General features: G+C 67.6%; 19 protein-coding genes. 9 read left to right on the top strand and 10 right to left on the bottom strand.

What is annotated here, in order from left to right; genetic code table 11:
- Positions 1–99 precede the first annotated feature (99 nt).
- From BCY78_RS07410 to BCY78_RS07395, 4 genes are all read right to left on the bottom strand, one after another.
- Positions 100–1,017 (bottom strand): MYG1 family protein, encoded by a 918-nt coding sequence (locus BCY78_RS07410; protein ID WP_068299922.1) that lies wholly within the window; start codon positions 1,015–1,017, stop codon positions 100–102.
- A gap of 36 nt (positions 1,018–1,053) precedes the next feature.
- Entirely contained in the window at positions 1,054–1,446 is a 393-nt protein-coding gene (locus BCY78_RS07405; protein WP_068299921.1) for an acyl-CoA thioesterase, read from the bottom strand.
- A gap of 101 nt (positions 1,447–1,547) precedes the next feature.
- On the bottom strand, positions 1,548–3,431 hold the full coding sequence (locus tag BCY78_RS07400) for an autotransporter outer membrane beta-barrel domain-containing protein (protein ID WP_139103100.1): 1,884 nt from the start codon (positions 3,429–3,431) through the stop codon (positions 1,548–1,550).
- Between the two features lie 117 nt (positions 3,432–3,548).
- The gene (locus BCY78_RS07395) at positions 3,549–4,574 is read right to left on the bottom strand and encodes a substrate-binding domain-containing protein (protein WP_068299917.1); all 1,026 of its coding nucleotides are present in this window, start codon (positions 4,572–4,574) and stop codon (positions 3,549–3,551) included.
- Positions 4,575–4,826: 252 nt separating this feature from the next.
- On the opposite strand from BCY78_RS07395, the gene BCY78_RS07390 reads away from it, so the two are divergent.
- From BCY78_RS07390 to tal, 6 genes are all read left to right on the top strand, one after another.
- Positions 4,827–5,867 carry a sugar ABC transporter substrate-binding protein gene (locus BCY78_RS07390; protein WP_068299915.1) on the top strand — a complete coding sequence of 347 codons (1,041 nt, stop codon included), beginning with the start codon at positions 4,827–4,829 and terminating at the stop codon, positions 5,865–5,867.
- Positions 5,868–5,949: 82 nt separating this feature from the next.
- Positions 5,950–6,750: an ATP-binding cassette domain-containing protein gene (locus BCY78_RS07385; RefSeq protein WP_068299914.1), complete on the top strand. Its 801-nt coding sequence runs from the start codon at positions 5,950–5,952 to the stop codon at positions 6,748–6,750.
- 1 nt (position 6,751) lies between these two features.
- On the top strand, positions 6,752–7,990 hold the full coding sequence (locus BCY78_RS07380; protein ID WP_068299912.1) for a sugar ABC transporter permease: 1,239 nt from the start codon (positions 6,752–6,754) through the stop codon (positions 7,988–7,990).
- 25 nt (positions 7,991–8,015) lie between these two features.
- A complete protein-coding gene (locus BCY78_RS07375; protein WP_068299910.1) occupies positions 8,016–8,744 on the top strand; it encodes an SDR family oxidoreductase in 729 nt (242 codons plus the stop codon).
- A gap of 30 nt (positions 8,745–8,774) precedes the next feature.
- Positions 8,775–10,406, top strand: a complete 1,632-nt coding sequence (locus BCY78_RS07370) for an FGGY-family carbohydrate kinase (protein ID WP_068299908.1) — start codon at positions 8,775–8,777, stop codon at positions 10,404–10,406.
- Positions 10,407–10,431: 25 nt separating this feature from the next.
- A complete protein-coding gene (gene tal, locus BCY78_RS07365; RefSeq protein ID WP_068299906.1) occupies positions 10,432–11,373 on the top strand; it encodes a transaldolase in 942 nt (313 codons plus the stop codon).
- 163 nt (positions 11,374–11,536) lie between these two features.
- Here tal and BCY78_RS07360 read toward each other — a convergent pair whose 3' ends face one another.
- Genes BCY78_RS07360 through BCY78_RS07335 form a run of 6 tightly spaced genes read right to left on the bottom strand, consistent with a single transcriptional unit; the run spans position 11,537 to position 19,315 of the window.
- The gene (locus BCY78_RS07360; RefSeq protein WP_068299905.1) at positions 11,537–13,123 is read right to left on the bottom strand and encodes an FAD-dependent oxidoreductase; all 1,587 of its coding nucleotides are present in this window, start codon (positions 13,121–13,123) and stop codon (positions 11,537–11,539) included.
- 6 nt (positions 13,124–13,129) lie between these two features.
- On the bottom strand, positions 13,130–14,578 hold the full coding sequence (locus BCY78_RS07355) for an aldehyde dehydrogenase family protein (RefSeq protein WP_068299903.1): 1,449 nt from the start codon (positions 14,576–14,578) through the stop codon (positions 13,130–13,132).
- Positions 14,578–15,594: an amidohydrolase family protein gene (locus tag BCY78_RS07350; RefSeq protein WP_068299901.1), complete on the bottom strand. Its 1,017-nt coding sequence runs from the start codon at positions 15,592–15,594 to the stop codon at positions 14,578–14,580. The genes BCY78_RS07355 and BCY78_RS07350 overlap by 1 nt, the downstream gene beginning before the upstream one ends.
- A gap of 13 nt (positions 15,595–15,607) precedes the next feature.
- On the bottom strand, positions 15,608–16,396 hold the full coding sequence (locus BCY78_RS07345; protein WP_068299898.1) for an IclR family transcriptional regulator: 789 nt from the start codon (positions 16,394–16,396) through the stop codon (positions 15,608–15,610).
- Complete coding sequence (locus tag BCY78_RS07340) at positions 16,393–18,333, bottom strand: TRAP transporter fused permease subunit (RefSeq protein WP_068299974.1); 1,941 nt, start codon at positions 18,331–18,333, stop codon at positions 16,393–16,395. Before BCY78_RS07340 ends, BCY78_RS07345 begins: the two co-directional genes overlap by 4 nt.
- A gap of 7 nt (positions 18,334–18,340) precedes the next feature.
- Positions 18,341–19,315, bottom strand: a complete 975-nt coding sequence (locus BCY78_RS07335) for a TAXI family TRAP transporter solute-binding subunit (RefSeq protein ID WP_225295316.1) — start codon at positions 19,313–19,315, stop codon at positions 18,341–18,343.
- Positions 19,316–19,488: 173 nt separating this feature from the next.
- Here BCY78_RS07335 and BCY78_RS07330 point away from each other — a divergent pair, with 173 nt between their 5' ends.
- The 3 genes from BCY78_RS07330 to BCY78_RS07320 are packed head-to-tail and all read left to right on the top strand — an operon-like array spanning position 19,489 to position 22,790.
- Positions 19,489–21,231, top strand: coding sequence for a thiamine pyrophosphate-requiring protein (locus BCY78_RS07330; protein WP_083194875.1), 1,743 nt, complete (start codon positions 19,489–19,491; stop codon positions 21,229–21,231).
- Positions 21,232–21,234: 3 nt separating this feature from the next.
- On the top strand, positions 21,235–22,005 hold the full coding sequence (locus BCY78_RS07325; protein ID WP_083194874.1) for a sulfite exporter TauE/SafE family protein: 771 nt from the start codon (positions 21,235–21,237) through the stop codon (positions 22,003–22,005).
- A 20-nt stretch (positions 22,006–22,025) separates the two neighbouring features.
- Entirely contained in the window at positions 22,026–22,790 is a 765-nt protein-coding gene (locus tag BCY78_RS07320; RefSeq protein ID WP_083194873.1) for an alpha/beta fold hydrolase, read from the top strand.
- The last annotated feature ends 37 nt before the right edge of the window (positions 22,791–22,827 follow it).

Here is a 22,827-nt window from a genome sequence, read left to right as displayed (position 1 = left end):
GCCTGAGCCATGCCCGATTTCCTGTTCGACGGCCCCATGCGCCAGCAAGATCGTCGCCCGCGCCGACGCGGGGCCGTCGAACAGGAAATCGGGCATGGCTCAGGCCGCCTCGGCCACTGCCAGCTCGGCCATGCGCAGGATCGCCTCGCGGGTCGAGGCCACGGCGATGAAGCGCGCGTTATGGCAGAACTTCGCTCCCGGCACGCCGCTGGCCGTCTCCAGCGCGGCATCGGTCAGCCCGGCCCAGGCCTCGGGCAGATCGGCGCGGGATTCGAAGCTGTCGCCGCTTTTGCGGATCGTGGTCAGCGCCCAGTCGCGGTCGCGCGGATGGATGACGAACAGCAGGTGATCTGCCCCCGCCTTCTCGACGCCCGAGCGGAAGGGCATGCCCATCGGCAACTCCAGAATACGGCCCTCGCCGGCTGCCGTGATCGCCTGCGCAACCAGCAATTCGGCGCGGGCCTTGGCCGCCTTGCCGCGCACCGACGCTTCGACAAAGGCACGCGCCACCGGCAGCGCCGCGAGGAAGGCCGCGTCGTCGGCATCGGGGCTGCGGTCATCGAAGGCAGGCTTCAGCGTCTCCAGCAGCACCGGCAGCGTCAGGCCGGACAGCGGCCCCGCGACCGAAGGCTCCATCGCGCCGTTGTCCATCTGGTCGATGGGCAGCACGAAGCTGTCGTCGAAGCTGGCGTGGATGGCGTCGAGGTCCGCCTCGGGCACCTCCAGCGCGCGCAGATAGGCCCGGCCGTATTCCGCCCAGATCAACCCGAACGAGGAATAGGGCTGGCCATCGGGGCGCAGCGGGTTCGGGCGCTGGTGGTGGTCGAAGATCCCCGCCGCCACGTCATAGGCCCGGCCGACGTCGTAGATGATCTTGCCCGGCCCCGGCGTGATCCAGCCCGCATCGCGCGAGCGGACAAGCTCGGCCTCGGGGAACAGCCGGGTCAGGATGACCGAGGACAGCAGCTCATCGGCATGGAAGCCCCCGGAATGGGTGACGAGATGGGTGATGCTCATGACCGGCCTCCTGTCCGCTGGTCTGAATGACGGCGCTCAGAGCGGCGGCAGAGGCCGCTTCACGCCCGACTTCTCGATGGCGACGAAGGTGAAATCCGCCTCGGTCACTTGGATCTGGATCGCGTCGACCTCGCGCTGAACCCAGGCCTCGACATGGATCGTGACAGAGGTCGTGCCGGTCTTCACCACGCTGGTGTAGACGGTGAACACGTCGCCTACCATCACCGGCGCATGGAAGCGCATGGCGTTGATCGCCACCGTCGCCGTGCGCCCCTTGGCCCGCTTATGCGCCGCGACGCCGCCCGCGATATCCATCTGGCTCAGCACCCAACCGCCGAAGATGTCGCCGTTCGAGTTGGTATCAGCCGGCATCGGCACGGTCTGCAGGGTCAGTTCCCCCTGCGGGCTGGGCGTGGGATCTTGCGTCATCGGGGCCTCTTTCGCATTTGCAGCGAAACTGGCCCAAAGCCCGGACAAAGGAAAGGCCCCGCGCGCTGGCGGGGCCTTCGAATTTCAAAACTGCTGACGGATCAGAAGGCCAGCCGGAAGGTCAGATGCGCACCGAGGCTACGCTCGTCCTGCGCGTTGGTCGCCCATTCCACACCGGCACTCAGCGCCTCCGAGCCATAGCTCACGCCGATCCCGTAATTGCTGTCACCGAACACATCGATCGCGGCGAAGCTGGTCGAGGACCCGGCCAAGGACATGGTCAGCGCGCCTTGGCTACCGCCGCGCAGGTTGCCGAACAGATAGGGGCGCAGCGTGCCCGAGCCGACCGCGACCGGCATGCCGAGGTCCAGATGCAGGCCCAGAGCCGTGGCCGACTGGTCGGTGATCGTCGCGCCAAGACCGCTGAGGGCATAGCTGCCGGTGCGGTGATGCACGATATCCAGCTGCGCGTTCACATCGACAAGCGGAGCCGCACCCGTGCCGCCGAAGCCGTCCGAATAGCGCAGGCCAAGGCCCAGCAGCGCGCCGGTCATGTCCGCATCCCCCGACAGGGTCGCCGGGCTGCGCAGCTCGGTGCTGGTGACGCCGAGGTAGGCCAGCGCGGCGATGCGACCATGGGCCGAGCCAGTCGCCCGTTCGGTCGAGACACCGGCCATCAGCGCCGTCTGATCCAGACGATGCGCGCCGTCCTGCATCCGGGCCGAGCTTTGGGCAAATGCCACGAAGGCCGCCGCCGGACCGAAGCCATAACCGGCCACCACACCGCCCGAGCGGCTGTCGAAGCCTTGCAGCATGCCGTCCGCCGCAACCTCGGTGCCCGAGCCGAAGACACCCACGAAGCTGTCGCTCATCGAATGGCGATCCAGCACTGCGCCCGAGGCCCCGAAGGCCGCGCCACGCGCCAGATGATCGGCCGCCGCCAGCGGCATCGGGTCGATCAGCAGCAGCGTGCTGCCCGCCAGAAGGCCCGGGCCGTTGTAGTTCAGGATCTCCGGCAGCGAGCCGAAGCTCAACCGACGCGCCCGGATGCCCGAGACGGTGACGGTATCGATGCCATCGCCCATCTCGATCAGGCCCTCGACGACCGAGGCATAGCTCAGGTGCAGCGCATCGTCGCCCGCCCCGAGGTTCACCGCGACGCCGCCGCGCCCGCGCAGGGTGCCGTTGTTCACCACGGTCTGCGCGCCGGTATCGGCCGGATCGGTATTGATGGCGATGTTGCCCTCGATCAGGCCGTCATTCACCACCAGCGAGTCGTTCACCGACGGGTCGAAATCGATCCCGTCCTCGCTGCCGATGGCAAGGATGGTGCCGTAATTGATGACTTGCCCGCTATCGAGGTCGATGCCGTCCTGCGAGCCCCCGGTCGAGGTGATGGTGCCATAGTTGACGATCTGCGCATTCTCGCCGGCGTCGACAGCGTCGTCACCCGCTTCGATCCGCCCCTTGTTGATCAGCGTGGCATTGTCGACGTTGATGTTGACGCCCTCGTCGGCGCCATAGATGAAGCCAGTCGTCTCGTTGACCACGAAGGCATTGGCTTCCAGCTGCACGCCGTCGTCCGAGCCGATGATCGTGCCATAGTTGATGACCCGGCTGTCGTCGTCGAGGTTCACCCCGTCGCCGTCCATCCCCTCGATCCGACCGTAGTTCATGACGACGCTGTCGTTGTCACCCTGAACACCGTGATCGCCCAGCCCGGTGATCGACCCGTTGTTGAACATGACGACGTTGTCGTCGAACTCGAACCCTTGGGCCGCGCCTTGGATATTGGCATCCGCCGCCACCTGGATCATCGAGTCGCTGAGCGTATCGTCGACGATCCCCGTCCCCAGACCGCTACAGGTGATAATCCCCCCGCTGATCGGAGCCGAGGGCGTACAGGCGGATTGCGCCATGGCCGCGCCCGGAAGGGCCAGCGAGGCAGCGATAAGAGCAACGGGGCTGAGACGAATTTCGGACATGATGACCTTCACATGAATGTTTGGTCACGGGCTACAGCCCGATCATGACGGATCCGTGATCGTGTTAAGAGAAAATTAAGGCTTTTCCGCAGCCTGCATCGGGCAGCTGCCGTGACATCACCGCGCCGCGGCGATCGACTCTAGAGAACAGGGCACGAGGATCGGCGCGGTCACCTCGCCGCCGTTCTCGATCAAGGCGAAGAGATGCGCCAGCATGCCCCCCACATCCTGCCGCGCCATGCCGACATTGCCGGGCAGGAAGGCCCCGAACGGATCCCAGTCGAAGGTCCCGAAGCGGATCGGATGTTCGGCCTCGTCGCGATGGGTGGTGATCCAGCGCATCACCCCCTCCAGCGAGATCGTCGAGTTGACGAACAGCCCCATCGGACCCGTGACCCGCAATTGCTCGAGCGCTGCCTCGGACTGGTCGGCGGAATAGCCCCGCGCCAGCACATTCTGCTCGACCGGGGTGATCCCCCGCGCCGTTTGGGCATCGCGAAAGCCGCGCAGACGCTCAAGCGTGTTGTGGTCGCTCATCCGGCCGCCGACGAAATGCAACGGCCCCGTCCAGCCCAGATCGGCGGCGCAACGGTCGAGGATCATCTCTGTCAGCGCCCGAGCGGCCGCGTAATTGTCCGAGATGATCGACGGCGCCGCGCTGCCCGGAAGGTCGAGGTTGATCGACGTCACCCCCGCCGCCTTGCACAGCGCGGTGATGCGGTCCGGGTCGGTTGCGCCGGTGGCGATCAGCGTCTCGGCCTGAAAGGACAAAAGCTCCTTTGCCGCCTCCATTTCCAGATCCGGGTTTCGCTGCGTGCAGGTCACGACCGGGAACAGCCCGCGCTCCCGCGCCATGGCCTCGAACCGTTCGGCCATGTCACCGAAATAGCGGTTGTCGTATTTGGGCACGATCATGCCCACGATGTTGGACCGCGCCCGGCGCAGAAGGCTCGCCTGAATGTTGGTTGAATAGCCCTGCTCTTCGGCGAGGCGGGTCACCTCCTCGGCCAGACGCTTGCTGATTCTGCGCTTCTTCCAGGTGCCGTTCAGGATCGAGCTGACCGCCGTGGGCGAGGTGTTTGCCAGCTTTGCCAGATCGTAGATCGTTGTTCTCTTGGAAGAATTCTGCTCGCGATCCGACATGCACCCATAGTCCTGTTACCTGCCCTCCATTGAAGGACTTGACAGAAAAATGTCAATCCGCCAATCATGCTCCATCGGTTGAGCAACATTGCGCAAACGATAGAGCGCCTCTAATCAGGGTGCGTGGGGAGGAATTTGGACGATCACCCGGCGGCTTCGGTCGTCGCGGCGCGTTCGGGCCGGGCGGTGACGCCACGGCCCCGCCCCTGCACGCCCGGTGCGAAGGCGACGTCCATGTGGAGGAGAACCAGAATGAACACCAAGACCAAGCTCGCCGTCTCGACCCTTCTGGGCGCGACGCTGCTGGCCGGGGCGGCCTCGGCGCAGACCGTGGCCTTCCTGATGCCCGACCAAGCCTCGACCCGCTATGAAGAGCATGACTGGCCCGGCTTCCAGTCCGCGATGCAGGAGCTCTGCGCCGATTGCACGCTGATCTACCAGAACGGCAATGCCGATGTGGCGCTGCAGCAGCAGCAGTTCAACTCGGTGATCGCGCAGGGCGCCCGCGTCATCGTGCTCGACCCCGTCGACAGCGCCGCCGCCGCCGCTTTGGTGGAAATCGCCCGTGCGCAGGACGTGACGGTCATCGCCTATGACCGCCCGATCCCGGATTCGCCGGCGCATTACTACGTCTCCTTCGACAATGAGGGCATCGGCTATGCCATCGCCCAGTCGCTGGTCGAGCATCTGCAGGCCGAGGGCGTGCCCGAGGGTTCCGGCGTCCTGCAGATCAACGGCTCGCCGACCGACGCCGCTGCCGGCCTGATCCGTGACGGCATCGACCGCGCGCTCGACGCCTCGCCCTATGTGACGCTGGCCGAGTTCGACACCCCCGACTGGGCCCCGCCCCGCGCGCAGGAATGGGCCGCCGGCCAGATCACCCGCTTCGGCGCCGAGATCATCGGCGTGGTCGCCGCCAATGACGGCACCGCGGGTGGCGCCATCGCCGCCATGCGCGCCGCCGGCGTCGATCCCGTCCCGCCGGTCACCGGCAACGATGCGACCATCGCCGCGCTGCAGCTGATCATCTCGGGCGATCAGTACAACACCATCTCGAAGCCCTCGGAGATCGTCGCCCGTGCCGCGGCCGAGATCGCCGTCGCCTTCCTGAACGGTGAGACGCCCGAGGCGACCACCACCCTCTACGACACGCCCTCGCAGCTCTTCGTGCCGGACGTGGTCACGCAGGAAAACATCGGCGCGCTGATCTTCGACGCCGGCATCCAGACCACCGACGAGGTCTGCACCGCCGAATATGCCGACGCCTGCCGCACGCTGGGCCTTATCGAGTAAGCTGACACCGGCGCGGTCCCTCCGGGGGCCGCGCCTTCCCCGGGGCGGGAGACCCCGGCAATGGTTTTCGGGGAGGAATGCGATGAACGGGACGGGTGAGAGCCTGACGAAAGGGGATCTGATCCTCAGCCTTCGCGGCGTGTCCAAGCAATTCGGCGCAGTCACCGCGCTCGCGGATATCGAGCTTGATATCCATGCGGGCGAAGTGGTGGCGCTGGTCGGCGACAACGGCGCCGGCAAATCGACGCTGGTCAAGGTGCTGGCGGGGGTCCATCAGCCGACCTCGGGCACGATCCAGTATATGGGTCGCGAGGTGAATTTCGACACGCCCGGCAAGGCCTTGGAGATGGGCATTGCCACGGTTTTCCAAGACCTTGCGCTTTGCGAGAACCTCGATGTCGTCGCGAACCTGTTCCTCGGGCACGAGGTGAACCCTTGGCGGCTGGATGAGGTGCAGATGGAGGTCCGCGCCTGGACCCTGCTGCAGGAACTTGCGGCCCGCATCCCCTCGGTGCGCGAGCCCATCGCCTCCCTTTCGGGCGGTCAGCGCCAAACGGTCGCCATCGCGCGCTCGCTGCTGCTCGATCCCAAGATCATCATGCTCGACGAGCCCACCGCCGCCTTGGGTGTTGCCCAGACCGCCGAGGTTCTGAACCTCATCGAGCGGGTGCGCGACCGGGGCCATGGCGTGATCCTGATCTCGCACAATATGGAGGATGTGCGCGCCGTCGCCGACCGCATCGTCGTCCTGCGTCTGGGGCGCAACAATGGCGTCTTCACCGCCGAGAGCAGCCATCAGGACCTCGTCGCCGCGATCACCGGCGCCACCGAGAATTCCGTCTCGCGCCGCGCGGCGCGCAAGCTCGAAGAAGCGGAGCGTTGAGATGACCGATACCAGACCCACCCTCGACCGTGCCGATACCCGCGTCCGCCATGACGAGGGCATCGCCGGCGCCGTCCGCGCCTTCATCGACCGCGTCCGCTCGGGCGATCTGGGCATGTTGCCCGTCGCTGTCGGCCTGCTTCTGATCTCGGCCGTCTTCACCGTGCTGAACCCGGTGTTCCTCGCGCCGAACAACCTCGTGAACCTGCTCTTCGACGCCGCCGCCGTGGGCCTGATCGCCTTGGGCGTGGTCTGCGTGCTGCTGCTGGGCGAAATCGACCTGTCGATCGGCTCGATGAGTGGGCTTTCGTCCGCGATCACCGGCGTCCTTTGGGTGCAGAGCGGCCTGCCCCTGCCCCTCGCCATCGTCGGCGCGGTCCTCGCAGGCGCCCTCGTCGGCCTGCTCTACGGCTTCCTGCGGAACCGCTTCGAGATGCCGAGCTTCGTCGCCACCCTCGCGGGTCTGTTGGCACTTCTGGGCCTGCAGCTCTACATCCTCGGGCCCACCGGCTCGATCAACCTGCCCTTCACCTCGCCGCTGGTGCGCTTTGGTCAGCTGCTGATCATGCCCGCCTGGCTGTCCTACATCCTCGCCGTGCTGCCGGGCGCCTTCCTGCTCTATTCGGGCGCGCAGACGATCCGACGCCGGGCCGAGGCGAACCTGTCCTCGGCCGGCATGAGTGTCGTCATCGCAAAGGCCGCGCTGCTGACAATCGCCCTTCTGGTCGCGGTCTATTACCTCGAACTCGGGCGCGGCGTGCCGTGGATGTTCGGCGTCTTCGTCCTCTTCGTGATGGTCCTGAACTACGCGCTCACGCGCACCCAATGGGGCCGGTCGATGTTCGCTGTCGGCGGCAATGCAGAGGCCGCGCGTCGCTCAGGGATAAATGTCCAGCGCATCCGCCTCTCGGCCTTCGTGCTGTGTTCGAGCTTCGCGGCCCTCGGCGGGGTCTTCGCCGCCGCCCGCCTCGCCTCGGCCAGCCAGCAGGCCGGTACGGGGGACGTGAACCTCAACGCCATCGCCGCGGCGGTGATCGGGGGGACCTCGCTCTTTGGTGGACGCGGCTCGGCCTGGTCGGCGCTGCTGGGTGTGCTGGTGATCATGGCGATCTCGAACGGGCTGACACTGCTCAATCTCAGCTCGTCCCTGCGCTACATGATCACCGGGGCCGTCCTTGCCATCGCCGTCATCGTCGATAGCCTTGCCCGGCGCTCGCGTGCCAGCCACGGCCGCGCCTGAACCCCTTCCGCAGAAAGGAAAAACCATGGCTCAATCGCTCAACTCAAAGGTCGCCGCCGTCACCGGCGCGGCCTCGGGCATCGGGCTTGAATGCGCGAAGATCCTCTTGGAACAGGGCTGCACGGTCGTCTTGATCGACCGTGACGGTGCCAAGCTGGAGGCGCTTTGCGCAGACCTCGGCGAGCGGGCGAAACCGCTCGTCGTGGACCTCCTTGACGGGGCGCAGGTCGATGGTATGGCGGCCCGCATCGAGGCGCTGGCAGGCCCGCTCGACATCTTCCACGCCAATGCCGGCGCCTATGTCGGCGGCCCCGCGGCCGAGGGCGATCCCGACATCTGGGACCGCGTCCTCAACCTCAATGTCAACGCGGCCTTCCGCTGTGTCCGCGCCGTCCTGCCCGGCATGATCGAGCGCAGGTCCGGCGATATCGTCTTCACCAGCTCGGTCGCGGGCGTCGTGCCCGTGGTCTGGGAGCCGGTCTACACCGCGTCCAAATTCGCGGTGCAGGCCTTCCTGCATGCCACCCGCCGTCAGGTCGCGCCGCATGGCATCCGCATGGGCGCCGTGCTGCCCGGCCCGGTGGTGACCGCCCTGCTGGACGATTGGCCGAAGGAGAAGATGGAGGAGGCCCTCGCCAATGGCTCGCTCATGCAGCCGCGCGAAGTGGCCGAGGCGCTGGTCTTCATGCTGACCCGGCCCAAGGGCGTCGTCGTGCGCGACCTCGTCCTGCTACCTAACAGCGTCGATCTCTGATCGCGCCCCATTCTTGACGGGAGAGACCCCATGACCCGCAATCCGCATCCGGCGGGTGGATACCTCTTGGGCATCGATGTCGGCACCGGCAGCGCCCGCGCGGGGATTTTCACCACCGAAGGCCGCATGGTCGCCAGCGACAAGAGCCCCATCGCCATTCACCGCGAGGGCGGCGTCATCGTCGAGCAATCGGGCAGCGACATCTGGCGCGCCGTGGTGCGGGCCGTGCGCGGGGCCGTCTCGGCCTCGGGCGTGGCGGCGGATCAGGTGCGGGGCATCGGCTTCGACGCGACCTGCTCGCTGGTCGTTCTGGGCGAGGACGGCACGCCCCTGCCCGTCGGCGATCCCACGGTGCCTGAGCGCAATATCATGGTCTGGATGGACCACCGCGCGCTGGAACAGGCCGAGCGGATCAACGCGATGGGCCACCGGGTCTTGGATTATGTCGGTGGGCGGATCTCGCCCGAGATGGAGACGCCGAAGCTCCTCTGGCTCAAGGAAAACCGGCCCGAAATCTACAACGCCGCCTGGCAATTCATGGACCTCACCGATTTCCTGACCTGGAAAGCCACCGGCGATCTGGCGCGCTCGATCTGCACCGTGACCTGCAAATGGACCTATCTGGGGCATGAGCGCGCCTGGGACCGCAGCTATTTCGAGCAAGTGGGCTTGGGCGATCTGGCAGCGGGGGATTTCGCCCGGATCGGCAGCCTTGTCGTCGATGCAGGCTCGCCCCTCGGCACCGGCCTCTCGCCCGAGGCCGCCGAGGCCATGGGCCTCAATCCCGGCACCCCGGTCGCGGCAGGCCTCATCGACGCGCATGCGGGCGGCATCGGGTCCGTGGGCGCCGAGGGCGGCGGCGGGGCCGAGGCGAACCTCGCCTATGTCTTCGGCACCTCGTCTTGCACCATGACCACCACGCCCGAGCCGGTCTTCGTCCCCGGCGTCTGGGGCCCCTATTTCTCGGCCATGGTGCCGGGGAAATGGCTCAACGAGGGCGGCCAATCCGCCGCCGGCGCGGCCATCGACCAGCTGCTGGAATTCCACCCCCATGCCGCCGAGGCCCATGCCGAGGCCGCCCGCGACGAGCTCTCCCTCCCCGCGTGGCTCGCCCAGCGCGCCGAGCAGCTGCTGGGCCAAAACCCCAATGCCGCGACGCTGGCCGGCGGCGTGCATGTCGTACCCGAATTCCTCGGCAACCGCGCGCCGCATGCCGATCCGCATACCCGCGCCGTCATCGCCGGGCTGGGGATGGAGCGCGATCTCGACAGCCTTGTCGCGCTCTACATCGCGGGGCTATGCGGCATCGGCTACGGCCTCAGACAAATCATCCGCGCGCAGGAAGCCGCCGGCGCGCCGGTCCAGCGCATCGTCATCAGCGGTGGCGCGGGACGCTCGGACATGATCCGCCAGCTTCTGGCCGATGCCGCCGGGCTGGAACTCGCCGCGCCCGCCTCGGAAGAACCGGTGCTTCTGGGGGCTGCGATCCTCGGAAGCGTCGCTGCGGGCTTGCATGTGGACTTGGAGGGTGCCATGGCAGGCATGTCGTCCTTTGCGCAGCGCTACGCGCCGCAGGGAGGCGATGCGCAGGCGCTGCACGAGCGGCGCTTCGCCATTTTCGAGAAACTCCAGGCCACCGCGCGTGAAGCGGCGCGGACCTGACAGCGGAAACGACGAGGAACTGACCATGGCCAGCGTTCTGGAACAACTCGGCTCGATGACCACCCTGGTCGCGGATACCGGCGAGGTCGCGGCGGTGCGCCGCCTGAAGCCGGTCGACTGCACCACCAACCCCTCGCTGGTGCTGGCGGCACTGAAGGACCCGGCGGCGGAAGCGCTGGTCGCGCGCGAGATCGAAGCGGGCAAGGCCAAGGGCCTGAGCGCCGAGCAGATCTGCGACACGCTGACCGTGGCCGTGGGCGCCGAACTCTCGACGCTGGTGCCGGGCCGTGTGTCGACCGAAGTGGACGCGGTCCTGTCCTTCGACACCGAAGCCTCGGTCGCCCGCGCCCGCGCCATCGTTGCCGATTACGCCGCGCGCGGCATCGGCAAAGAGCACATCCTGATCAAGCTCGCCGCGACCTGGGAAGGCATCCGTGCCGCCGAGATCCTGCAAAAGGAAGGCGTCGACTGCAACCTGACGCTGCTCTTTGCGATGGCTCAGGCCGTGGCCTGCGCCGAAGCGGGCGTGTTCCTGATCTCGCCCTTCGTCGGCCGCATCACCGACTGGTACAAGAAGGCCGAGGGCGTCGAGGGCTATGCGCCCGAGCAGGACCCCGGCGTCCTCTCGGTCCGCGCGATCTACGATTACTACAAGTCGAACGGCATCCAGACCGTGGTCATGGGCGCGTCGTTCCGCAACGCAGGCCAGATCAAGGCCTTGGCCGGTTGCGACCGTCTGACCATCTCGCCGAAACTGCTGGATGAGATGGCGGCGGAAGAGGCCGAACTGCCCCGCGCCCTGTCGCCGGAGAATGCCTCGGGCGTGCCCGCGCGCACCCTGACCGAGGCGCAATTCCGCTGGGAACTCAATGCCGACGCCATGGCGACCGAGAAACTGGCCGAGGGCATCCGCGCCTTCGACAAGGACCACAAGGCGCTGATCAAAGTGATCGCCGACCGCCTCTGAGCCGGTCCGATTGAGACAAAAAGGGCGCGGGCCAGCGATGGTCCGCGCCTTTTCTCATGCCACGACAGGCAGGAGCCAGCACCGACCGGGGAACGACGGCCGAACCCGCAATCGTTCCCCGCTACTCGCACTGGGCCACGGTCTCCCAACCCGGCGGTACTCCCTAGCTCGTCGCACCGATCGCCCCCTTGAGCACGCGGGCCGGATCCCGCGCCTCCTCGCCGGTCCAGGCCACGAAGGCATCGGGCCGCACGAGGATAAGCCCCGCGCCCCAGTCCGTCCGTTCGCCGTCTCGCGTGTCACGCAGGATCGTCAGCGGCAGGCCCAGCGCGGCGGCCTCGGCCTGAAAGGCGCTGACCTCGGCCTCGGGGCGGTCCAGCGCGATCAGCGTGAAGCCCCCGTCCAGCGCGTCATAGACCGAGCGTCCGTCCGACAGCCCTCGGGGCGGCAGGTGATGCCCGCCTTCCGCGCGGAACACATGGCGGCCGCTGGCACTGGGCTGGCCCGCAGGCCCGTCCACCACCACGGGTGAGCCCTCGTAATTCGGCTCGAAGGCGTTGACCTCGGCCGTGGCGCCGCTGGCGCGGGCGTTCCATGCGGCCTCGAAAGCGGCGCGGTCGCGTGACGGGTCGTAGCGATGAAGGAACGCGCGGTCCTCATGGATGAACTTCTCGATGAAATCCCGCGCGGTCGAGGCGAAGACCGGCCGGCGCTCGGCATCATAGCTGTCCAGCAGCCCCTCGCCCGCCCAGCCCTGCAGCACCGCCGAGAGCTTCCAGCCGAGGTTGCGCGCATCCTCGAAGCCGGTGTTGATGCCGAAGCCGCCATAGGGCGGGTGCGAATGCGCGGCGTCGCCGGCGATCAGGATGCGGTCCTTGCGGTAGCTGTCGGCGATGGCGATGCGCAGGTCCCAAAAGCCGATATGATCGAACGTCACCGGGAAATCCGCCCCGGCAGCGCGGTGCAGATAGGCGGTGAAGTCGAAATTGTCGCGCGTCGTGTCCAAGGGCACGGGCGCGTGAAAGAAGAACCGGCCCTTCAGATCGACGCGGCCGAAGAACAGCCAATAGCCCTCCAGATCCGGGTGCAGGACGTTGTAGAACTGCTTCTCGGGGTAGCGTTCCAGCAGCCGGTGCAGCTCGGGCGCGTCGAAGACCAGAAGCACCATCTTGCGGTCATGATCGCGCAGGGTCTCGGTGATGCCGGCCTCGGCGCGGGTGAAGGAGCGGCTGCCATCCGAGCCGACGGCATAGCGGCCACGCAGGGTCACCGCCTCGCCGCCCTTGCGCGGTTCCATCGTCACGCTGACGCCGTCTGCGTCCTGCACCACGGCGGTGGCCGTCATGCCGTAATGCAGGGCGATGTTCGGCAGCTGGGCTGCGCGGGCCCGCAGCACCTCCTCGGTCGCGTATTGCGGCAGGCGCTCGTTGTCGGTGGCGTAATACGGCCGAACCAGATCACGCTGCAGCCAATCGTAGTGATAGCCCGACAGCAGCGTGCCGTGGCTGGTCAGCCCGCCGATACCATAGCCTTTGGGGACCGAGCGCGCGGCGCGGATCTCGGCCTCGCAGCCCCAGGCCTGCATATGCTCCATGGTGCGCTGCGTGAGGTTCTGCCCCTTCGGCACCGGCTGCGGCTGGGCGTAGCGTTCGACCACCGCCACGGAATGCCCGCGCTGCGCGAGGTCGATGGCCAGCCCCATGCCGACGGGTCCCCCGCCGACGATGATCACGTCCTGTATTTGGTCCATGTCCGATCAGGCCGCGCCGCGAGGCAGGCCCTGCTCCATGTAGATATGCTTCGTTTCCAGGAACTCGTTCAGCCCCTCGACCCCGTGCAGCCGGCCGAGACCGGATTGCCCGAAACCGCCGGTCTCGCCTTCGGGGAAGAGGCGGCTGTGGCAATTGAGCCAGACCGTCCCCGCCCGGATCGCCCGCGACAGGCGCATTGCGCGCTCCAGATCCCGCGTATGGACCGAGGCGGCGAGGCCGTAGGGCGTGGCATTGGCCTTGGCGACGGCCTCGGCCTCGTCGGCGAAGCGCTCGACGCTGACGAGGGGGCCGAACAGCTCCTCCTGCACCAGTGGCGACGCCGTGTCCTCGATGCGGAACAGCGAGGGCGAGACGAAGGCCCCGGCACCGTTGCGCCCGAAGGGGTTGTCGCCCTTGAGCAGGAGTTCCCCCTCGTCGCCCGCCTGTTCGATCAGCCGGTGCAGGCGCTGCTCATTGGTCTTGTCGATCAGCGAGCCCATCTGGCTGTCCGCCTTCACGCCCGGCCCGGTGCGGACCGCCCGGAAGGCCGCCGTGATCCGCTCCGAGAAGTCCGGCAGCACCGCGTCATGCACGAGGAAGCGCGTGGCCGCGACGCAGATCTGCCCGGCCATCATCGTCGCGGCCGCGGTCAGCTCCTTCACCGCGCGGTCGAGGTCGGCGTCGTCGAACACCACCGCCGGCGCCTTGCCGCCCAGCTCCAGCCCGACCCGTTTCAGCGTCGGCGCCGCGCCTGCCATGATCCGCCGCCCGGTCGCCGAGGAGCCGGTGAAGCTGATGACATCGACATCGGGCGAGGCGACCAGAGCCTCGCCGACCTCGGACCCGGCCTCGTTCACGGAATTGACCACGCCTTTGGGCAGCGCGGGGCAATCCACGAGGCAGTCCATCACCTTCTGATGGATCAACGGCGTCTGATGCGCGGGCTTGATCACACAGGTGCAGCCCGCGGCCAGCGCCGGCCCCAGCGAGCGCACCAGCAGCGTGACCGGCGCATTCCACGGCACGATGATCGCGGCGACGCCCGCGGCCTCGCGGTGCATGATCGAGAAGCTGCCGGGCGTGGCTTCGAGCGTGCGCCCGAGGATCGCCCGCGCGAGGCCCGCGTAGTACCGCACCTCCGAGATCGAGCCGATCATCTCGCCCCGCGCCTCGGCCCTCAGCTTCCCGTTCTCGGCGACAATGAGGTCGGTGAGTTCGTCGATCGCCGCCTCCAGCCGGTCGGCGAATTGGTAAAGCGCATCGGCCCGCTGCCTTGGCGCCATGGCCCAGCTGGTGCCGAAGAAAGCCCGGCGGGCGGCGGCTGCGGCCTGATGCGCCAGCGCCGCGCTGCCCGCGTGATACTGTCCCAGCACCGCGCCCGAGGCGGGGTCGAGACTGTCGCCCAACGCCCCCTCGGCCAGCCATTCGCCGTCGATGTAATGCCGCGCCAGCATCACAGAGTCAGGCCCAGAAGGTTGGCGATGTTGTCGTGATAGACCTTCCGGCGGATCTCGTCGGTGAAATCCTCGCTGTCTAGGATGCGCATCGTCTCGCGGATGTACATCGGGCCGCCTTCGGGATCGAAGGGCGCGTCCGAGGCGAAGACCACGCGGTCTTCACCAAAGAATTCCAGCGCGTGGCGGATCGCGGCCTTGGACCCGAAGGTCGCCGTATCCGCATAGAATTCCTTGAAATACTCCAGATGCGGGCGCTTCAGAGCCTTGCGCACTGCGGCGAGGTCACGCCCCGAGGTCCGCGCGCCCATCTGGTCCCAGCCGGGGCCGACGCGGCCCTCGAAATAGGGGATCATGCCGCCCGCGTGGTGGGTGATGACCTTGAGGTCGGACCAGCGGTCGAAGAATTGCGAGAAGACCATGCGCGCCATGGCCGCCGAGGTCTCGTAGGGCCAGCCGAAGGTCCACCAGATCTCGTATTGCGATTCCGCCTCGGAGGCATAGTCGGTCATGTTGGCGCCCCGCGCCGGGTGCAGCCAGACCGGTTTCTTGACCGAGTTCATATACTCGAAGAACGGCGCGTAATCCGGCAGGTCGACGGGCGTGCCGCCGATATTGGTGAAGATCTGCACGCCGACCGCGCCCAGCTCCTCGATCGCGCGTTTGGCCTCCGAGACCATGCCGTCCGGGTGGCTCATCGGTGCGGTGGCGATGAAGGCGGGGAAGCGGTCGGGGTATTTCTGGCAGAGTTCCGCCATGGAATCCGAGCCGATGCGCGAGAGTTCCAGCGCAGCCTCGGGGCCGACGATCTTCTCCAGCGGCGGCGAAGCCAGCGAGAGGATCTGGCAATAGTCCGGGCCGAATTCGTCCATCACCTGAAAGCGGCGGTCGAGATCGGTCATCATCGGCACATCGCCCGAGCGTTTGGTAATATCGCTCATCGTGCCGATATGGCCGATCAGCGCGTCGAAAAAGGGCTTCGGCCAGATGTGGTTGAACGCGTCGATCTTCTTCATGGGGTCTCTCCTGTCATTCGGGGGGCGCAGCCGGCTCGGGCACGACGCTTGCCGGCGAGGCAAGGCGGGCCGAGATCTCGGCGGCGGAGGATTGGATGGCGCGGCCGAGTTCCTCGATACGGTCGCTGCCGATGGTGTTGCCGGCCACGGTCACGCAGATGCTGGCCAAGGGCACGCCCGAGCTGTCGAGGATCGGCGCGGCGATGCCGACGACGCCGGGGGTGACCTCGCCGTAAGCCACCGTGTAGCCCTGCTTGCGCACCTGCCGCAGCCGTTCGAGGATCTCGTCCTCGGTGGCGCCAAGGCCCACGGCTTGAAGCTCGGCCCTATGGGTGGCGATGAAGGGCACCAGCTGGCGCTTCGGCAGGCTGGCGATGATCGAGCGGGCAATCGCGCCGCGGGTGATCGGCATCGGGCGCCCGCGGTGATAGCTCGACAGCGGGTTCGGGGTGGAGCATTCCGCCGCCACGCAGAGGATACGCTCGCCATACCAGCGCACCAAAAGCGCGGTGCAGGGGATCATGCCTGCAAGCTTCTCGATCTGCGACTGACCACACAGGATCAGCGGGTCCGACTGGCGCAGCAGGTAATCCATCTCGACGACCCGCGGCCCCAGCGTGAAGCCCGATCCATGCAGGCTGGCCAACAGCCCCGCATCCTTCAGCACCTTCAGGTACCGATAGAGCGTGGGCCGCGTGTAGCCCAGTTCCTGCATGAGTTGCTCGGGCGTCCATTCCAGCCGGTCCTCGGAAAAGAGGTCGAGGATGGCGAGGACTTTCTCGAGGCTGTTCAGACCGCTCATGTACCGGACTCCACTGGCTGTTTTCCTTTGGCAGACAGGAAGTTCATAGCGATCAGCACCAGCCCGCCCAAGGCCCCGATGACGTCGGAATAGACCGCGCCCGGAAAGGCATCAGCGGGGACCAGCGCCAACAGTCCGGCCAGCGCAAACAGCGCCCGCATCGGGCCCGACAGCCGCTGCGCCATATAGCCGGCGATGGCGGCCGAGATCAGCCAGACGCCGATGGTCGCGGTGGCGATGGTCAGCGCGATGGCGGTGCCCGGCCCGATCAGCAAGAGCGAGGGCGAGAAGACGAAGAGCACCGGCATCAGATAGGCCGCCCAGCCGAAGCGCATGGCGGCAAAGCCGGTGGCCATCGGCCGTGCCCCCGCAATCGAGGCGGCCGCGAAGGCAGCCATGGCGATGGGCGGCGTGATCATCGACATCATGCCGAAATAGAGGACGTAGAGATGCGCGGCGATGGGCTCGACCCCGGTCTCGATCAGCGCGGGCGCGACCAGCGCGGCCAGCAGCACATAGACCCCCAGCGTCGGCAGGCCCATGCCAAGGACGATGCACACCAGCGCCGACAGGGCCAGAAGTGCGATCAGGTTCCCCTGCCCCAACTGCACCAGCGCATAGGTCAGGTTGAAGCTCAGGCCCGTGACGTTCAACACGCCGATCACCAGCCCCGAACCGCCCGAGATCAAAAGGATCTCGATCACCGCGCGTCCCGTGGCGGGCACCGAGTCGAGGATCGTCAACAGCGCCGGACGCTCCCCCCGGTAGCCGAACAGCAGCGCCGACAGGATCACGGTCACGGTGGCGGCGACGGCGGCACGCTCGGGCTGCCAGCTCAGCGCGAAGAGGGTGTAGATCAGCACCGCAAAGCACAGCAGGAAGTGCAGCCCCGTCCCCACCGCGCGTTTGGGCGGGATCTGGTCGGCGGGCACGGGCGCGATGCCAAGCTTCGCGGCCTCCAGATCGGCCTGAATGAACAGCGCGACATAGTACAGGATCGCGGGCGCCAGCGCGGCCAAGGCGACAGCGGCATAGGAGACGCCGAGAAATTCCGCCATCAGGAAGGCGGCGGCGCCCATCACCGGCGGCATCAGCTGGCCGCCCGTGGAGGCCACAGCCTCGATCGCGGCGGCCTTGTGCGCGGGATAGCCGTCGCGTTTGATCATCGGGACGGTGACGACGCCGGTGCCGGCGACATTGGCCACCGCCGAGCCCGAGATCGAGCCGAACAGCCCCGAGGCCAGCACGGCGATCTTCATGGCACCACCCCGGAAACGGCCCATCAGCAGCAAAGCGCCATCGGTGAAGAAATTCGACCCGCCCGTGGTGTTCAGAAGCTGCCCGAACAGGATGAAGGAGACGACGACAGTGCCCGCGACGGCCATCGGCACGCCGAGAATACCGTTCGAATCCAAAGCCATGTAGCCCGAGAGCACCTGCCAGTTCTGCGCCCGTCCCTGCAGCCGCCCCGGCACCATATTGCCGAACAGCGCATAGAGCAGGAACACCGCGATGATGATCACCAGCGCCCAGCCGGTCGCCCGACGCAGCGCCTCCAGCAGCAAGAGCACCATCACCAGCCCCGGCAGCCAGACCTCGGGCTTGCGCGCGAAGACCTGCGTGACGAAGGTGGGATAGCCCCAGACAATCCAGACCGTGGCCAGCAGGGCCAGGGCCGAGAGACCGAGATCGAGCCAGGGAAGCCGCCCCTCGCGGATGCCATTGCCCTTAACGGGCAAGGACAGGAAGGCGACGGTCACCGACAATCCCAGAAGGATCGCCAGCAATTGCTGGGGATAATAGCTGATCCCCAGCGTGCGGGGCAGCCCCAGCGACCAGCCGATGGCGGTGAGCGTGATCGCCGACCACAATACCATCGCCATCGGGTGCCAGATGCGCCGGGACAGCCCGGTCCCCTGTTCGATCTCGGTCGTCATCATGGCCTCACTCGGTCCAGAGACCGGCTTCCTGATAGAAGCGGACGGCGCCGGGGTGATAGCCGACCGAGCCGCTCTCGCGGACCATCATCGTCTCGGGGTCGAAGGCGCGGAAACCGCCGAAAGTCGAGCGCAGGGTCTCCACGTTGTCGTGGATCGCGCGCGTCATCTGGTAGACGGTGTCCTCGTCGACATTGGCGTTGGTGAAGATCGCCATCGGATAGGCGAAGTACCAGCCGTCTTCTTCGACGCCGGGACGCGAGCCTGCGGTCAGCTGCTCGAAATACGCGACCGGCCAATGCGACTGCGCCAGCGCGAGGTTCTCGTCCGTGGGCTCGACCGAGAGCGCGCGCAGGCCACCGACGGCGGCATCGGCTTCGATCACCTTGCCGGCGCCATGGGCAAAGATGAAGCCGACCGAATCCCCGGCGATGAAGGCATCCGCCCCCGCCACGACGCTGGGCACGTTGACCGGCGTGAAGTCGGCGCGCGACAGGCCCTCGGTCGCGTAGATCGCATCGAGCTGCGGCAGGATCGTCTGCTGCGCCGTGTAGCCATCGACCATCGGCTGGCCGACCATGTCCTGCAGCGAATGGATGTCGCTGTCGGCACGCACGAAGATCGCCTCGACGATCGGCATGATCATCGCGACGAGCTGCAGATCCGGGTATTCCTGCCCCGAAAACCACTCCTGCCCATCATGGGCATAGGCGATTTCCTGGAAATTGGCGGCGCCGAATTCGATCCCGCCGCTGGCGACGAGAGGGATGTACTGGTTCGGGCTGGTCGCGGGCTGGATCGTCGCGCGCAACCCGGCCTCGTTCGCGGCCGAGGCCACGGCGGTGCCGATGTTGTGGAAGATCGATCCGGGGTTCGAGGTGGCGATACCCACGGTCTGCGCACTTGCGGTGCTGGCGAGGGCCGCCGCCAGCGTCACGCCAGCCGCCATGCCCAGGCCAAGGCCTGTCAGTCGATACGTCATGGTTTTCCTCCCTTGGCCCGATCCCGTTGATCGGAATCGGTTAAAATCCCGCATTGTGAGATTTCCGTCAGAGTTTTTGCTTGTCATCGCCCTCAGATCAAGCAAAAAGTTTCACGGGAGAAACACTTTTTGTCTGCTGCACAGGCAAATCAGAGGGTTTGAGGGAGGATAAAATGAGAGAATTCAGCCAGAAAACCGAGGAATCCGTACAGAGCGGCGATGCAGCCTCGACGGGGCGAACCGGGGCCGAGGCGCTGCTCTCCAGCCTCAAGGCGAATGGAATCGACTATATCTTCTCAAATAGCGGGACAGACTTTCCACCGATCATCGAGGCTCTGGCCCGCCTCCATCCCTCGGACCAGCCCGAGCCGCTGATCGTCCCGCATGAGACGGCGGGCGTGGCGATGGCGCATGGCTATTACCTTGCGACCGGGCGGCCGCAGGGGGTGATGGTGCATGTGAACGTGGGTCTCGCCAATTGCGTGATGGGGATGATCAACGCGGCCTCGGACGACATCCCGCTGGTGATGATGTCCGGCCGCACGCCCCTGACCGAGGTCGGACGCCCCGGCGGCCGGGTCTCGCCGGTGCAATACGGGCAGGAGATGTACGACCAATCCGCCATGGTGCGCGAGGTCACCAAGTTCCACTACGAGATGCGCTACCCCGAGCAGGGCGACCTGCTCCCCCGCCGCGCGCTGGCGCTGGCGAAAAGCGCGCCGCCGGGGCCGGTGTACCTGAGCCTCCCGCGCGAGCCGCTGATGGAGGAGGTCCCCGCCCATATCCCCGCCGTCCCGGTGCAGGAGCCCGCCGCCGCCGGCCATCCGGCGCCCGAGGCGATCCGGCAGGCGGTGGCGATGCTGCGCGCCGCCAAATCGCCGGTGATCCTCTGCCAGCGCGGCGACCCCGAGGGACGGCTGGCAGCCGCGCTGGCGGTGCTGGCCGAGACACAGGGCATCGGCGTGGCCGAGACCTTCGTCGTCCGCAATGTCCTGCCGGGTGCCCATCCCTGCCATCTGGGCCATGACCCCAAGGCCGCGATCGAGGGGGCGGATCTGCTGATCGTCCTCGATGCCTCGGTGCCCTGGATCGAGGCCGCGCATCGCCCGGGCCCCGAGGTGAAGGTGATCCAGATCGGCGCCGATCCCCTGTTCCGCCGCCTGCCCGTCCGGTCGTTCCGCACCGACCTCGCCATTCAGGCCGACCCCGCCGCCACGGTCTCGGCGCTGATCGAGGCTCTGGGCGCCCCCGATGCGCAGGCCCCCGCCCGCCTCGCCGCCCTGCGCGAGCGGCATCAGGCCCGCCGCGCCCGGATGCTCGGCGTGATCGAGGCCGGCTGCACCGGGCCGATGAGCGGCGAATACCTGTCGCATTGCCTGTCCGAGGCGATGGATGCTGACGCGCTTCTGTTCTCGGAACTCGGTGTCGTGCCGGGGGCGATGCAGATCAAGGGCCCGAACCGGCTGTTCAACAACCCGCATTCGGGCGGCCTCGGCTGGGGGATGCCGGCGGCGCTGGGGGCGCAGCTGGCGGATCGCGACCGGCTGGTGATCGCGGCGATCGGCGATGGTTCCTACATGTTCGCCAACCCCGTCGCCTGCCACCAGATCGCCGAGGCCCTGCACCTGCCGATCCTGACCGTCGTCAAGAACAACGGCATCTGGAACGCCGTGCGCCGTTCGGTGATTGGCACCTATCCCGAGGGAGCGGCGGCCAAGGCCAACGAGGTGCCGCTGACCTCGCTGCAGCCGCAGCCCGATTTCGCCATGATCGCCGCCGCCAGCCGCGCCCATGTCGAGAAGGTCGAGCATGGCCGCGACCTGCCCGCGGCGCTGGAGCGCGCGATCCGCGTGATCCGCGACGAGAAGCGGCAGGCGCTGCTGGACGTTCGCATCGCCCTGTCGGATCGGCACTGAGCCATGCAGGCGCTGATGCAGGGCGATCCCTGGCTGATCCTGCTGGCCGCGCTGGCGATCTTCGCCGGCGGGGTGCTGAAGGGCGCGGCCGGCGCCGGTGCGCCGATCCTCGCCATTCCCGCGCTGAGCATGGTCTACGGCGTGCATGTGGCGATCGCGGTGATGGTGGTGCCGAACACGCTGAGCAACCTCTGGCAGGCCTGGCAATACCGCCGCGACCTGCCGGACCGAGCCTATCTCGCGCAGCTGGTGATCGGCGCCTTTGCGGGCGCGATCAGCGGCACGGCGCTGCTGGCCGTCGCCCCGGCCTGGGCCCTGTCGCTGGTGATGGCGGGCGCGGTGCTGGCCTATGTGATCCTGCGGCTGGCCCAGCCCGATTTCCGCCTGCCGCCGCGGCTGGGCCGGGCGCTCGGCCTGCCTGCGGGGTTCCTCGGCGGCGCGCTGCAGGGGGCGACGGGGATCTCGGCCCCGGCCTCGCTGACCTATCTCAATGCGATGCGCCTGCCGCGCGGCACCTTCGTCGCTACCGTCTCGGTCCTGTTCACGGCGATGACGCTGATGCAGGGCGCGAGCCTGATCGCCGTCGATCTGCTGCCCCTGCCCCTGTTCCTCGGCGGCTTCGTGGCGCTGGCGCTGGTGATGGCGGGGATGCCGGTCGGCGGCTGGCTGGGCCGGCGGCTGTCGGGGCAGGCCTTCGACCGGGCGATCCTGATCCTGCTGGCGCTGCTCGGCCTGCGCCTGTTGCAGACGGCGATAGGCGCGATGCCGGCTTGAGGCGCCGCCCGCTTGCCCGCATGATCGCCCCAAACTGGGAGGATGCGATGGCGCTGTGGACGGAACGCGGGGGCGAGGGTGACGGGCTGGTGGTACTGCTGCACGGCCTCGGCGCGACGGGGGCGGTCTGGCACGGCGTTGCGCGGCGGATCGAGGCGCGCGGGATGCGCTGGATCGCGCCGGATCTGCGCGGGCATGGCCTCTCGCCCTCGGCCGGGCCCTTCGGCTTTGGCAATCACGCGGCGGATGTGGCCGAGCTGCTGGCCGGCGAGGACATGGCCCGCGTCACGCTGTTGGGTCATTCTTTCGGCGGGGTCGTCGGCGCGGTGCTGGCGAGCGGGCTGTTCGGCCCCCTGCCCGCGCGGCTGCTGACGGTCGGCGTGAAGCTGACATGGTCCGAGGCCGAGATCGCCGGCGCACAGGCGATGGCTTTAAAGCCCGGCAAAGTCTTCGCCACCGAGGCCGAAGCGCAGGAGCGTTACGCCAAGGTCTCGGGCCTCCATGGCCTCATTGCCCCTGACGCGCCAGAAACCGCACGCGGGGTCCATGCGGTGCCGGGCGGCTTCGCGCTGGCGATGCAGCCGGGCGTGTCCGGCGCGGTCGGCCCTTCTGTCCCGGACCTGATGCGTGGCGCGCGCTGCCCCCTGTCGATGGCGGCAGGCTCCGAGGATCCGATGGTCGATCTGGCAACGATGCAAGGAATCGACCCCGATGCCCGCACCCTGCCCGGCCTGCCCCACAACGCCCATGTCGTGGCGCCCGAGGTTGTCGCCGCACTGCTCTGACGCGTCGCTTGATTTTATTAGACGGATCGGTCTATGA

It is taken from the genome of Pararhodobacter sp. CCB-MM2, assembly GCF_001691415.1.
GTDB lineage: Bacteria > Pseudomonadota > Alphaproteobacteria > Rhodobacterales > Rhodobacteraceae > Pararhodobacter.
This window is presented reverse-complemented; position numbering and strand designations above follow the sequence as displayed.